Consider the following 12,470-nt stretch of genomic DNA (forward strand, 5'->3'; position numbering starts at 1 on the left):
TATTGTGGGGCGAGTGACTGCCACCACCGACCGCCCGAGCCGACCGACCCGGAGCAAGGCCACCGGAGCCTGGGCCGATGGCGACCGGACCCCGCTCAATCCCAACGAGGTTTTCAAGGCCGCCGATGACGGCCTGAGCGTGCGCGAGCGGATCGAGACGATCTACGCGCACGAAGGATTCTCCTCGATTCCCAAGGACGACCTCACCGGTCGGATGCGCTGGTATGGCCTCTATACCCAGCGCAAGCACGGCCTCGATGCGAGCCACACCGGCGAAGACGGCCTCGACGACGAGTACTTCATGATGCGGGTCCGCTCCGACGGCGGGGCCCTCACCACCACGCAACTGCGCGTGATCGCCGACATCAGCAGCGAGTTCGCTCGCGACACCGCCGACATCTCCGACCGGCAGAACATCCAGTTGCACTGGGTGCGGATCGAAGATGTCCCTACCATCTGGGAGCGCCTGGAGGCGGTTGGCCTTGGGACCACCGAGGCGTGCGGGGACACCCCACGGGTCATCCTCGGCTCCCCGGTAGCCGGGATCGCCGCCGATGAGATCATCGACGGCTCGCCCGCGGTCGACGAAATTGTGAGCCGCTATATCGGTGACCCCGCCTTTTCGAACCTGCCGCGCAAGTTCAAGACGGCAATCTCCGGGTCGCCAAGCCTCGACGTCGCCCACGAGATCAACGACGTCTCCTTCGTCGGGGTCGAGCACCCCGAGCACGGCCCAGGGTTCGACCTGTGGGTCGGTGGCGGCCTGTCGACCAACCCCATGCTGGCCCAACGCCTCGGCGTGTGGGTGCCGCTCGATGAGGTCGCCGACGTCTGGTCTGGCGTCATCTCGATCTTCCGGGATTACGGCTACCGCCGCCTACGCAACAAGGCCCGGCTGAAGTTCCTCGTCGCCGACTGGGGCGTAGAGCGCTTCCGGGAGGTGCTCGAAGAGGAGTACCTGCACCGGGAACTGATCGACGGACCGGCTGCCGAACTCGCCGAGGGCGCCCGCCGCGATCATGTGGGCGTGCACCCGCAGCGCGACGGTCGCGTCTGGGTCGGTGTGGCACCGATCGCCGGGCGCGTGAGTGGGACAATCCTGCGCCGGGTCGTCGAGCTCGCCGAGGCCGTCGGGTCGCGCCGCGTGCGGCTCACCCCCCACCAAAAGTTGCTCGTCCTCGACGTCGAACCGGACCGCGCCGACGGGCTCGTCGCCGAACTCGGCGAGCTGGGCCTGACCGCCACGCCGAGCGAGTGGCGCCGTGGAGTGCTGGCCTGCACCGGCATCGAGTTCTGCAAGCTGGCCCTTACCGAAACGAAGGCGCGGGCACGCTGGACCGTCGAGCAGTTGGAGCAGCGCCTCCCCGAGATGGACGTCCCCTTCGCCATCCACATCAATGGCTGCCCGAACTCCTGCGCGCGCAGTCAGGTCGCCGACGTCGGCCTGAAGGGAATGGTGCAGAAGGGCGAAGACGGCGGCCTGGTCGAGATGTACCAGGTCCATCTCGGTGGGGCACTCGCCGAGGATGCGGCCCTCGCCCGCAAGACCCGCGCCCTCAAGGTCGCCGCGGACGACCTCCCCGACTACATCGAACGGCTCGCCCGGACCTACCTGGCGCACCGCGAGCCGCGTCAATCGTTCGCGTCCTGGGTGCGCCTTGCCGATGAGGAGCAGATCCGATGACCACCACCACGATCGAAGCCGAAACCGCGACGGCCAGCCGCCTGTTCGCTGCGCTGGAGAGCGACCTCGGCGACACCTACGAAGGGCGCGTAGAGGTGGCCCGTCGAGCGCTCCAGTGGGCGCAGGCCCAGCACGGCGAGGGCTTGACCGTCGCCAGCTCCATGGGCGATGAGGTCCTCGTCCATCTCGTCGGGACCACGCTCGAGGGAGCCGACGTCTTCTTCATCGACACCGGCTACCACTTCGCCGAGACCCTGGGCACTCGCGACGCCTACGAGGCGATGCTGCCGATCTCGGTGCGCACCGTGCTGCCGCTCACCACCGTCGCTCATCAGGACGCTGAGCACGGACCGCGGCTCTACGAGCGGGCACCCGACCGCTGCTGCGCAATGCGCAAGGTCGAGCCCCTCGAGCGGGCCCTCACGGGCCGCAGCGCCTGGGTCACCGGCATGCGCCGCGAGGACGCTCCCACCCGCACCGATATCGAGGTCGTGTCGTGGGATGCCCGCCGCGAGATGGCCAAGATCAACCCCATCGCCGGCTGGAGCGCCGATGACGTCGATCGGTATGTCGCCGACAATGGCGTCTTCTTAAACCCCCTTCGCGACGAGGGCTACGCCTCGATCGGCTGCGCGCCGTGCACCCGAGCCGTGCTCGCGGGCGAGGATGCTCGCGCCGGACGGTGGTCCGGCCAGGCCAAGACCGAATGCGGCCTGCACACATGACCTACCCCCTCAGCCTGGATCTCACCGACCGGCTCGTCGTCGTGGTCGGGGCTGGCCGGGTCGGTGCGCGGCGAGCGCAGGGCGTGCTCGAAGGAGGCGGACGCGTCCTCTTCGTCGCCCCAACCCTCGGCGCAGACGCCCGCGCTCTGCTCACCGATCCTCGGGTGGCCTGGACCGCGAAGGGTTACGACGCGCACGCCCTCGAGCATCCCGAGCGCGTCTGGCTGGTGCATGCCGCGACCGATGACGCTGAGGTCAACGCCGAGGTAGCGCGCGACGCGGACACCAGAGGGATCTGGTGCGTGCGCGCCGATAACGCGACTCGTTCGGCCGCGTGGACCCCGGCGGTCGCCCGTGGCGCGGCCGGGGGACCCGCCGAGGGCCTCACGATCGCGGTCACCGGGGACCGGGATCCGAGGCGCGCGGTCGCGGTTCGCGATGCGGTCATGCTCGAGCTCGAGCACGAAATCCTGCCCGTACGACGGCGCCGGGTTCCCGCGATCTAGATGACGGTCCTGCTCATCGCGCACGGCTCCCCGGATGCTCGTCACCGCAGCGGTCTCGCTGGGCTCGTCGCCGCCGCGCGGACCGCGCTCGCCCCGGAGCGGGTGGAGATCGCCTACCTCGAGCACGACGCTCCCTCGCCAGAGGCCATCGCGGCCGACCTGGCGGCGGGGGAGCGGGTGACCGTCGTCCCCCTGCTCCTCACGCCTGCCTATCACGCCCGCGTCGACATCCCGGCCGCTGCGGCCGCGCTGGAGAAGGCGGGTGCCGAGGTCACCGTGACCCGGGCGCTCGGACCGGACCCGGCGCTGCTCGATGCCGTGGCCGAACTCGTCGGGAGCGGTCCCGTCGTCCTCGTCGCTGGTGGATCCTCCGACGGGAACGCGCTGCGGGGCCTGAAAGCCCAACTCGCGGCCGATATTCGTCGGCCCGATTGGCACGGGGCGGCCCTGTCCGATCGTCGCGCTCTCACCGGCCTGCTCGATCAGCTCGTCGCGCGTCATGGAACGGTGACCTTGGCTCCCTTCACCCTGGCCGAAGGGGTGCTGAGCGACCGTGTTCGTGAGGTCGCGGCGGCCCGCGGGCTACCGCACATCCCGGGCGAACTCGCCCGCACCCGGGCCGTGCAAGACCTGGTCGTGCACCGAGTGTGGGAATCTAGGGCGCCGGCTCGGCGTTACGACCCGGCGGAAGAGCAGATCTAGGCGAATCGGAGCGTGGGCCATGTCTATGGGCGGCAACTGGCAGCTCATGCGCTCGCTCACCAAAGAGGATTCGGTCAAGGATGTCGATCTGCCACCAGGGACCGCGCGCCGCGTCCTCGGCTATGCGAGCCCTTATCGCCGCCTGATCGCGGGTTTCCTCGCGCTCGTCTCCCTTGGCGCCGGGACCGTCGTCGCAACCCCCTTGCTCCTCAAGGAATTGATCGACGCAGGCGTCACCCCCGGCGACCGTGAGGTCGTGATCACGCTGGCCCTGATCGTCGCCGGAATCGCCATCCTCGAGGCGGTCACCACCGTGATCCAGCGCTGGTTCTCCGCCCGCATCGGAGAGGGCTTGATCTACGACCTGCGATCGCAGGTCTTCAGCCATGTCCTGCGCCAACCGATCGCCTTCTTCACCCGGGCTCAGACCGGCGCGCTCGTCACCCGGCTCAACTCCGATGTGATCGGCGCTCAGCAGGCGTTTACGACCGTGCTCTCCTCGCTCGTTTCCAATGTGATCTCCCTGGTCCTGATCCTCGGGGCCATGGCCTACCTGTCCTGGCCGCTCACCCTCGGCGCCCTCGCCCTCGTGCCGCTCTTCCTCATCCCCGCGCGGTGGATGGGTCGGCGCCTCGCCGGGATGGCCCGCGAGCAGATGAATTTGAACGCCGATATGGGCTCGCAGATGACCGAGCGCTTCAACGTCGGCGGCGCGCTCCTCGTCAAGCTCTTCGGACGTCCCGACCGCGAGAGCACCGAGTACGCCGCGCGGGCGGCCCGCGTCCGCGATATCGGCGTCACGATCGCGGTGAACCGGACGATCTTCTTCGTCGCCTTGACCTTCGTCGCCTCGATCGCGACCGCCATGGTCTATGGCGTCGGCGGCCTGCTGGCCGTCGATGGCACGCTCACGATCGGCACCCTGCTCGCCCTGACCGCTCTCCTCGCGCGTCTCTACGGGCCGTTGACGGCGATCTCGAACGCCAGGGTCGACGTCATGACCGCCCTGGTCTCCTTCTCGCGGATCTTTGAGGTCCTCGACCTCGCACCGACGGTCACCGAGCGGCCCGGCGCCCAGCCGCTGCCCTCCGGCGACGCGCTCGCGGTCGACCTCGATCACGTGACCTTCTCGTACCCGAGCGCCGACGACATCTCCATCCGATCCCTCGAAGGGTCGACCACCGGCGATCGCACCGGGGGCGGACCGGTCCTTAGCGATGTCACCCTGCGGGTCGAACCCGGCCACCTCGTCGCCCTGGTCGGCCCGAGCGGCGCCGGCAAGACGACGATCACCTCCCTGGTCGCGCGCCTTTATGACCCGAGCGAAGGGAGCGTGCGGATCGGTGGTGTTGACCTGCGTGATGCGACGCTCGCCTCGGTCGGCGACACCGTGGGAGTTGTGACCCAAGAGGCCCACCTCTTCCACGACACCATCCGCGCCAACCTTGACTACGCACGCCCCGGCGCGACCGAGGCCGAGATGATCGACGCGCTGCGCGCTGCGCAGATCTGGCCGCTCGTCACCTCGCTGCCCGCCGACCTGGACACGATCGTCGGAGACCGCGGGCATCGCCTGTCCGGAGGCGAGAAGCAGCGTCTCGCGATCGCCCGACTGCTGCTAAAGAGCCCGGCGGTGGTGGTCCTCGATGAGGCGACCGCACACCTCGACAGCGAATCCGAGGCCGCGGTCCAGGCTGCGCTCGACCATGCCCTCGCAGGTCGGACCGCGCTCGTCATCGCGCACCGCCTCTCGACCGTACGCGGCGCCGACCAGATCGTCGTCGTCGACGGCGGCCGGATCGTTGAGCAGGGGACGCACGTCGAACTCCTCGCCGCGGGAGGGCTCTACGCCGACCTCTACGAGACCCAGTTCTCCGAGGCTGTCGCCCAGGTCTAGCCGTCCTCTTCGTCCCAGATGCGGGTCTTCTTCGGCTTGACCGGCCGTACTGGGGTCGTCCCCGTGGCGCCCTGGTGTTCCCGGCGCAGCGCGAAGAAGATCAGGGCATAGGCGGCGGGGATCGCGAGCCACCACTGGATGGCGTAGGCCATGTGCGGACCGATGCCGGTATCCGGGCGCTCCAGGGGAGCGGGACGCTCACTGCCGCCGTCCTCTTGGAGGATCAGATAGCCCCCACGCAAGTCGAGCTCCGAGCGTTCGGCGAGGGTGGGGACATCGATGTTGTAGGTCTGGCCTTGCGGCAAGTCGCGGGAGTCGGCGGGCTCGCTCGGGCGTACCCATCCGGTGACCGTGACCTCCCCGCTCGGCGATGGGGCGACCTGCGGCGCGACCGTCGCCCCTTCGTCGGAGTTCGGCACCCACCCGCGATCCACCAGCACCGCGGTACCGTCGTCGAGCCGAAGGGGGACCACCACTTCGTACCCGTAGGTCCCGTCGTGCGGTCGGTTCCGGACGAGATACCGATGCTCGTCGTCGTAGGTGCCCGTCGCGGTGACGCGGGTCCATTCCCGCTGAAGGGGGACCGGGGCACTATCGAGCACCCCGTCGATCGCGACCGGCGGCGCGTCGTAGTTGGCCTCGATCCGATCGGCCCGGGCGGAGCGGTCCTCGTACCGCCCCCATTGCCACTGACCGAGCAGGTAAGCCATGACGGCGAAGGCGGTGGCCGCGGCGAACCACCCGAGCCAGCGCCAGGTGAGGGCACGGCGAATCATGGGCGGCCCTGACGACCGCGCTGCCAAACCACTTGCCTCATGCGCGCCCGAGGTGACGGGAGTGGTGCACCCCGGCTGGGGTAGCGGAGGCCGGCACACCTCGCGGCCGCACCGCGTTCGCGACCACCACAGCGACATACGGCAGCACCACGGCGGCCGCGACGCAGACCCAGCGCAACCAGCCGTCGGCGATCACTGCCGAAATGAAGCAGATCGTGCGAATCGCCATGGAAATTAAGTAGTTCCGCGTGCGCACCGCTCGCTCCGCGGCCGCTGTGACAGGGGCCGTGGTGATCGATTGGATGGGTGCGGGTTCTGGCACCGCACCAGGGTACGCGCCCTGGCTGAGGATCGACCGACTGCCGCCCCACCTGACCGCTCGGCCCCCACGATGCGCGCGATCCGGCCCCAGTGCTCTACCGTCGAGGGTGACCCAGGCCACATCGCAAAGAAGCGCTCACGCACCACACGCACGGAGGAATCGTTACCGATGACGACCGCACGCCGAGTCCTTGTCACCGGAGGCAGTCGGGGGATTGGCCTGGCCATCGCCCACCGGATGGTGGCCGATGGCCACCAGGTCGTTGTGACCTCGCGGTCCGGTGACCCCGTCGAGGGACTCACCGTCGTCCCCTGTGAGGTGACCGACACCGAGTCCGTCGATGCCGCCTTCGCCGCCGCGCAGGAGCACCTTGGGGGAGCAGTCGAGGTGCTCGTCGCCAATGCCGGGATCACCAAGGACACCCTCCTCATGCGGATGAGCGATGACGATTTCACCGAGGTGACCGACACCAACCTCACCGGCACCTTCCGGTGCGTGCGCAAGGCGGCCACCCCCATGGTGCGAGCCCGCTTCGGACGGCTGATCCTGATCTCCAGCGTGGTCGGGCTCTACGGATCGCCGGGGCAGGTCAACTACGCATCCAGCAAGTCGGCCCTCGTCGGCCTGGCCCGGTCGGTGACCCGCGAGCTCGGGGCGCGCGGGATCACCGCCAATGTCGTTGCTCCGGGCTTCGTCGAGACGGATATGACCGCGGTCCTGCCGGAGAAGACCCAAAAGGAGTACCAGGCGTCGATCCCCGCCCGGCGATTCGCCGCCCCCGAAGAGGTCGCCGCAGCCGTGGCCTTCCTCGCCTCCGATGACGCCGCGTATATCAGCGGCGCTGTCATCCCCGTCGACGGCGGCCTTGGCATGGGTCACTGACCTCGCCCGCGCCTCCTCCCTTCGCTCCCGACTCCCGAAAGGCCCCACCTCATGCTGACCGGCAAGACCCTGCTCATCACCGGCGTGCTGATGCCGTCCTCCATCGCCTTCCACGTCGCCCGGATCGCCCAGGAGCAGGGGGCGACGGTCATCCTCACCTCCTTCGGGCGGACGATGAAGATCACCCGCACCATCGCGAAGCGACTGCCGCAGGAGGCGCCGGTCATCGAGCTCGACGTCACGAGCACGGAGGACCTCGACACCCTCGCCGAGCGCCTCCGCGAGCACACCGACCGGATCGACGGGGTCCTGCACTCCATCGGTTTCGCGCCCGAGGGTGCCTTCACCTTCCTCGACGCGACCTGGGAGGACGTCTCGACCGCCGTGCACGTCTCCGCGTATTCGCTAAAGGCCCTGGCAGTTGCGACCTTGCCGCTCATGAGCGAAGGGGGCAGCGTCGTCGGGCTGACCTTCGATGCCTCCTTCGCCTGGCCGGTCTACGACTGGATGGGGGTGGCGAAGGCGGCCTTTGAGTCGACCAACCGGTACCTGGCTCGCGATCTCGGGCCGAAGGGGGTTCGCTGCAACCTCGTCGCGGCCGGGCCCATCCGCACGACCGCGGCGAAATCCATCCCGGGCTTCGAGCAGTTCGAGGAATCCTGGGATGACCGAGCCCCGCTCGGCTGGGATGTGGACGCCCCCGAGCCGACCGCGAAGGCCTGCATCGCGCTGCTCTCCGACTGGTTCCCCGCCACGACGGGGGAGATCGTGCACGTCGACGGCGGCGTGCACGCGATGGGCATTTAAGCCAGGGGAGTGGAGCCGTCGTCGTTCGCGACGGGGACGGGGTCCATCCCCAAGAGGTCGAGCACCCGATCGAGGCGCCGCGTCGTGATCGCGACATCGGCCTGCTCGCGCACCGCTGGCTTGGCACAAAAGGCGACGCCGAGACCGGCGGCGGCCAGCATGTCGAGATCGTTTGCGCCATCACCGACGGCGACGGCCCGTTCCACCGGGACGCCCGCGTCGGCAGCGACCTCACGGAGGAACTGCGCCTTCGCCGCGCGGTCGATGACGGCGCCGAGGACCCGGCCGGTCAGGCGATCATCCTCGACCTCGAGGGTGTTGGCCCGCACGTACGGGATGTCCAGGGCGGCAGCGAGCGGCTCGACCACCTCGGTGAAACCGCCTGAGACGACGGCGACCGGCCAGCCCTGCGCCCGGAAGGTCCGCACGAGCGTGCGCGCGCCGGGGGTGAGCCGGACCCGCCTGCGCACCTCGTGGATCACCGAGATCGGCAATCCGGTGAGGGTCTGCACCCGGGCGTGGAGGCTCTGCGCGAAGTCCAGTTCGCCGCGCATGGCCGCCTCGGTGACGGCGGCCACTTCGGCGCGCACCCCCGCGTGGTCGGCGAGCAGCTCGATCACCTCGTCCTCGATCAGGGTCGAGTCGACATCCATGATGAGCAGGCGCGGCTCACCGCCTTCAAGCGAAGGGGGCAACCGGAAGTCATCGGGCGCAATGGTGCTCACGCCGGGTAAGGCTACGGGGGGTGCCTACCCGTCGATGTGCTGGCCCTTGCCGATCACGACGATGCCGCTGTCGGTGACGTGGAAGCCACGCGCCAGGTCCTCTTCGCGGTCGATCCCGATCCGGGTGCCCTCGGGGACGGTGACGCCCTTATCGAGGATCGCCTTGCGGATCGTGCAGTACCGCCCGATGTTGGCGCCATCCATCACGACCGAGTCGGTGACCGTCGAATACGAGTGGACGTGCACGGCTGGCGACAGGATCGAGTTGTTGACCTGCGCCCCCGAGATCACCACGCCGGGAGAGACCGAGGAGTTGAGGGCCTCGCCCATCCGGTTGCCGTCCCCGTGGACGAACTTCGCCGGCGGGTACGGGCCGTAGTGGGTGTAGATCGGCCAGTCGTAGTTGTAGAGGTTGAAGACCGGGTGGATCGAGATGAGCTCCATGTGGGCGTCGTAGTAGGAGTCGATCGTCCCCACATCGCGCCAGTACCCGCGGTCGCGGTCGGTCGATCCCGGCACGTCATTGGTCGAATAGTCGTAGGCGTAGGCGGCGTCCTGCTCGACGAAGGCGGGCACGATGTCGCCGCCCATGTCGTGCTTGCTGCCCTCCTTCTTGGCGTCGGCCGTGACCGCCTCGACGAGGGCGTCGGCGCTAAAGACGTAGTTGCCCATCGAGGCGTACACCTCGTTGGGGTTATCCGGGAGCCCCTTCGCGTCGGTCGGCTTCTCTCGGAAGGCGCTGATCCGCTGCGGGTTCGCCGGGTCGACCTCGATCACCCCGAACTGATCAGCCATGGTGATCGGCTGCCGAATCGCCGCGACGGAGCAGGCGGCATCGTTGTCGATGTGCTCGGCCACCATCTGGGAGAAATCCATCCGGTAGACGTGATCGGCGCCGACGACCACGACGATGTCGGGCTTTTCGTCATTGAGCGCGTTGAGCGATTGATAGATCGCATCGGCGCTACCCATGTACCACTGCTTGCCGCGCCGCTGCTGCGCCGGGATCGCCGCCACGTAGTCGCCCAGCATCGTCGAGAGCCGCCACGCCCTCGAGACGTGCCGGTCGAGGCTGTGCGACTTGTACTGGGTCAGCACGACCACCTTCATGTACTTGCTGTTGATCACATTGGACAGCGCAAAGTCGATCAACCGATAGATCCCGCCGAAGGGGACCGCGGGCTTGGCCCGGTCCGCCGTGAGCGGCATCAGCCGTTTACCCTCACCTCCCGCCAAAACGATGACGAGCACCTTCGGTGCGCCGCGACGGGGCATGGGAACCTCCAGGAGGGGTCGGTCTCGAATCGCTGCCTACCTATCGAACCTAGCCGGTCCCCCCTAGTGTGGGAACCGTGCGAGTCGACATCCTCACCAAGGAATATCCGCCAGCGATCTACGGTGGGGCGGGGGTGCACGTTGCGGAGTTGACCAAGGCGCTTCGGGCCCGCGGCGATCTCGAGGTCATGGTGCGCTGCTTCGGCGAACCACGGGGCGAAGAGGGCACCACCGGGTATCCCGACCTCACCGAGCTGAAGGGGGCCAACGCCGCCCTTCAGACCATGGGGGTGGACCTCGCGATGGCGGCCGATACCGCCGGCGCCGACCTCGTCCACTCGCACACCTGGTATGCGAACTTAGCCGGCCACACGGCCTCCCTCCTCCAGGGCATCCCGCACGTGATCAGCGCACACAGCCTCGAACCCCTTCGCCCGTGGAAGGCCGAGCAACTCGGCGGCGGCTACCGCCTCTCCTCGTGGATCGAAAAGACGTCGTACGAGGCCGCAGCGGCGGTGATCGCGGTGAGCCATGGGATGCGCGCCGACATCCTGCGCAGCTACCCCTCGATCGACCCCGACCGAGTCCAGGTCGTCCACAACGGCATCGACTCCGAGTTGTGGCGACCGCAGCGCAATGACGAGATCGTGCGCTCCCACGGCGTCGACCCCGAGCGCCCCGCAGTCATCTTCGTCGGTCGGATCACCCGCCAAAAGGGCCTGCCCTATCTGCTGCGCGCCGCGCGAGAACTGCCGCCGGAAGTCCAGCTCGTCTTCTGCGCCGGGGCTCCCGACACGCCCGAGATCCTGGCCGAGGTGGAAGGACTCATCGCCGACCTCCGCGCGACCCGCGACGGGGTCGTGTGGATCGCCGACATGCTGCCGCGCGAGCAGGTGATCGCCCTGCTGACCGCCTCCACCGTCTTCGTCTGCCCGTCGATCTACGAGCCGCTCGGGATCGTCAACCTCGAGGCCATGGCCTGCGAGTTGCCCGTCGTCGCGACCGCCACGGGCGGCATCCCGGAGGTCGTCGCCGACGGGCAGACCGGCTGGCTGGTACCGATCGAACAGGTCCAAGACGGCACCGGCACGCCGACCGATCCCGATCGCTTCGTCGCCGACCTCGCGGCGGCACTCAACACCTCCCTCGCCGACCTCACCCGAGCCCGAGAGTTCGGGATCGCTGGGCGGGCCCGCGCGATCGATGAGTTCTCCTGGACGAGCATCGGGGAGTCGACGCTCGAGGTGTACCGCTCGGTCCTGCCCTAATACCGATCGCGGTCAGCCGTTAGGGTCGAGGACATGAGTGACGTCCTCGCCTTCGCTGGAGTCGGTGTCGTGCGCGGCGGCAATCACCTGCTCGCCGATATCACCTGGGAGGTCGAAGAGGGTCAACGCTGGGTGATCCTCGGACCGAACGGGGCCGGCAAGACCACGCTGCTGCAATTGGCCGCCGGCCGGATGCACCCGAGCTCCGGCGTCGCCGGCATCCTCGATGAGGTCCTCGGTGCGGTCGACGTCTTCGAACTGCGGCCTCGGATTGGCCTCGCGAGTTCGTCGCTGGCCGAAGCGATCCCGGCGGGGGAGACCGTCTCCGATGTGGTCGTCACCGCCTCCTGGGGGGTCGTCGGAAGGTGGCGTGAGTCCTATGACGACCTCGACCACGCGCGCGCAAGGGAGTTGCTGCGCTCGCTTGGCGCCGAGCATCTCGCGCAGCGGCGCTTTGGGACGCTCTCCGAAGGCGAACGCAAGCGGGTGCAGATCGCCCGGGCCCTGATGACCGATCCGGAGCTGATGCTTCTCGACGAGCCCGCCGCCGGACTGGACCTCGGGGGCCGCGAGGACCTCGTCGGCCGACTCGGCGCCCTCGCAGAGGATGTCGAAGCCCCGGTCACGATCATGGTGACCCACCACGTCGAGGAGATCCCGCCGCACTTCACCGACGTGCTCCTGCTCCGCGAGGGGCGGATCGTCGCCCAAGGTCCGCTCGAGCTGGCCCTCACCGCGCAGAATCTGAGCGCCACCTTCGGGCTCCCTTTGGAGTTGGAGCGGCGCGGCGACCGGTGGGCCGCACGGGCGACGGACCGGTAACAACTTCGGTCCTGGGTTCGTCGGCGGGGCCGTTGACAAGGCAAGATGAAGGCAGCACCGTCGCACCCATCCGATGAAG

Annotated in this window: 13 protein-coding genes; 9 read left to right on the top strand and 4 right to left on the bottom strand. The window is 68.7% G+C overall.

Annotation, left to right across the window (positions count from 1 at the left end; translation table 11 throughout):
- Nucleotides 1-13 precede the first annotated feature (13 nt).
- The 5 genes from AB8K43_RS07535 to AB8K43_RS07555 are packed head-to-tail and all read left to right on the top strand — an operon-like array spanning nucleotide 14 to nucleotide 5,514.
- Nucleotides 14-1,684 carry a nitrite/sulfite reductase gene (locus tag AB8K43_RS07535; RefSeq protein ID WP_370893043.1) on the top strand — a complete coding sequence of 557 codons (1,671 nt, stop codon included), beginning with the start codon at nucleotides 14-16 and terminating at the stop codon, nucleotides 1,682-1,684.
- On the top strand, nucleotides 1,681-2,409 hold the full coding sequence (locus tag AB8K43_RS07540; RefSeq protein ID WP_370893045.1) for a phosphoadenylyl-sulfate reductase: 729 nt from the start codon (nucleotides 1,681-1,683) through the stop codon (nucleotides 2,407-2,409). Before AB8K43_RS07535 ends, AB8K43_RS07540 begins: the two co-directional genes overlap by 4 nt.
- On the top strand, nucleotides 2,406-2,915 hold the full coding sequence (locus AB8K43_RS07545) for an NAD(P)-dependent oxidoreductase (protein ID WP_370893047.1): 510 nt from the start codon (nucleotides 2,406-2,408) through the stop codon (nucleotides 2,913-2,915). Before AB8K43_RS07540 ends, AB8K43_RS07545 begins: the two co-directional genes overlap by 4 nt.
- Complete coding sequence (locus AB8K43_RS07550) at nucleotides 2,916-3,617, top strand: sirohydrochlorin chelatase (protein WP_370893049.1); 702 nt, start codon at nucleotides 2,916-2,918, stop codon at nucleotides 3,615-3,617.
- Between the two features lie 19 nt (nucleotides 3,618-3,636).
- On the top strand, nucleotides 3,637-5,514 hold the full coding sequence (locus AB8K43_RS07555) for an ABC transporter ATP-binding protein (protein ID WP_370893050.1): 1,878 nt from the start codon (nucleotides 3,637-3,639) through the stop codon (nucleotides 5,512-5,514).
- Here the strand turns inward: AB8K43_RS07555 and AB8K43_RS07560 are convergent.
- Both AB8K43_RS07560 and AB8K43_RS07565 read right to left on the bottom strand, forming a co-directional pair.
- Complete coding sequence (locus tag AB8K43_RS07560) at nucleotides 5,511-6,290, bottom strand: SURF1 family protein (RefSeq protein WP_370893052.1); 780 nt, start codon at nucleotides 6,288-6,290, stop codon at nucleotides 5,511-5,513. The two genes, AB8K43_RS07555 and AB8K43_RS07560, sit on opposite strands and share 4 nt — an antisense overlap.
- A 37-nt stretch (nucleotides 6,291-6,327) precedes the next feature.
- Nucleotides 6,328-6,612 carry a DUF3099 domain-containing protein gene (locus AB8K43_RS07565; RefSeq protein WP_370893054.1) on the bottom strand — a complete coding sequence of 95 codons (285 nt, stop codon included), beginning with the start codon at nucleotides 6,610-6,612 and terminating at the stop codon, nucleotides 6,328-6,330.
- Nucleotides 6,613-6,780: 168 nt separating this feature from the next.
- Between AB8K43_RS07565 and fabG the strand changes: the two genes are divergently transcribed.
- Together fabG and fabI are read left to right on the top strand one after the other, a co-directional pair.
- The gene (fabG, locus tag AB8K43_RS07570) at nucleotides 6,781-7,494 is read left to right on the top strand and encodes a 3-oxoacyl-ACP reductase FabG (protein WP_370893056.1); all 714 of its coding nucleotides are present in this window, start codon (nucleotides 6,781-6,783) and stop codon (nucleotides 7,492-7,494) included.
- A 51-nt stretch (nucleotides 7,495-7,545) separates the two neighbouring features.
- Entirely contained in the window at nucleotides 7,546-8,301 is a 756-nt protein-coding gene (fabI, locus tag AB8K43_RS07575; RefSeq protein ID WP_370893058.1) for an enoyl-ACP reductase FabI, read from the top strand.
- Here the strand turns inward: fabI and serB are convergent.
- Together serB and glgC are read right to left on the bottom strand one after the other, a co-directional pair.
- Nucleotides 8,298-9,026: a phosphoserine phosphatase SerB gene (serB, locus tag AB8K43_RS07580; RefSeq protein ID WP_370893060.1), complete on the bottom strand. Its 729-nt coding sequence runs from the start codon at nucleotides 9,024-9,026 to the stop codon at nucleotides 8,298-8,300. The two genes, fabI and serB, sit on opposite strands and share 4 nt — an antisense overlap.
- Before the next feature lie 24 nt (nucleotides 9,027-9,050).
- On the bottom strand, nucleotides 9,051-10,301 hold the full coding sequence (gene glgC, locus AB8K43_RS07585; protein WP_370893062.1) for a glucose-1-phosphate adenylyltransferase: 1,251 nt from the start codon (nucleotides 10,299-10,301) through the stop codon (nucleotides 9,051-9,053).
- A gap of 77 nt (nucleotides 10,302-10,378) precedes the next feature.
- On the opposite strand from glgC, the gene glgA reads away from it, so the two are divergent.
- Both glgA and AB8K43_RS07595 read left to right on the top strand, forming a co-directional pair.
- Nucleotides 10,379-11,569: a glycogen synthase gene (glgA, locus tag AB8K43_RS07590; RefSeq protein ID WP_370893064.1), complete on the top strand. Its 1,191-nt coding sequence runs from the start codon at nucleotides 10,379-10,381 to the stop codon at nucleotides 11,567-11,569.
- Between the two features lie 33 nt (nucleotides 11,570-11,602).
- Nucleotides 11,603-12,391, top strand: coding sequence for an ABC transporter ATP-binding protein (locus tag AB8K43_RS07595; protein WP_370893066.1), 789 nt, complete (start codon nucleotides 11,603-11,605; stop codon nucleotides 12,389-12,391).
- Nucleotides 12,392-12,470: the final 79 nt, after the last annotated feature.

Source organism: Janibacter sp. GXQ6167, assembly GCF_041365945.1.
Classification (GTDB): domain Bacteria; phylum Actinomycetota; class Actinomycetes; order Actinomycetales; family Dermatophilaceae; genus JBGFSK01.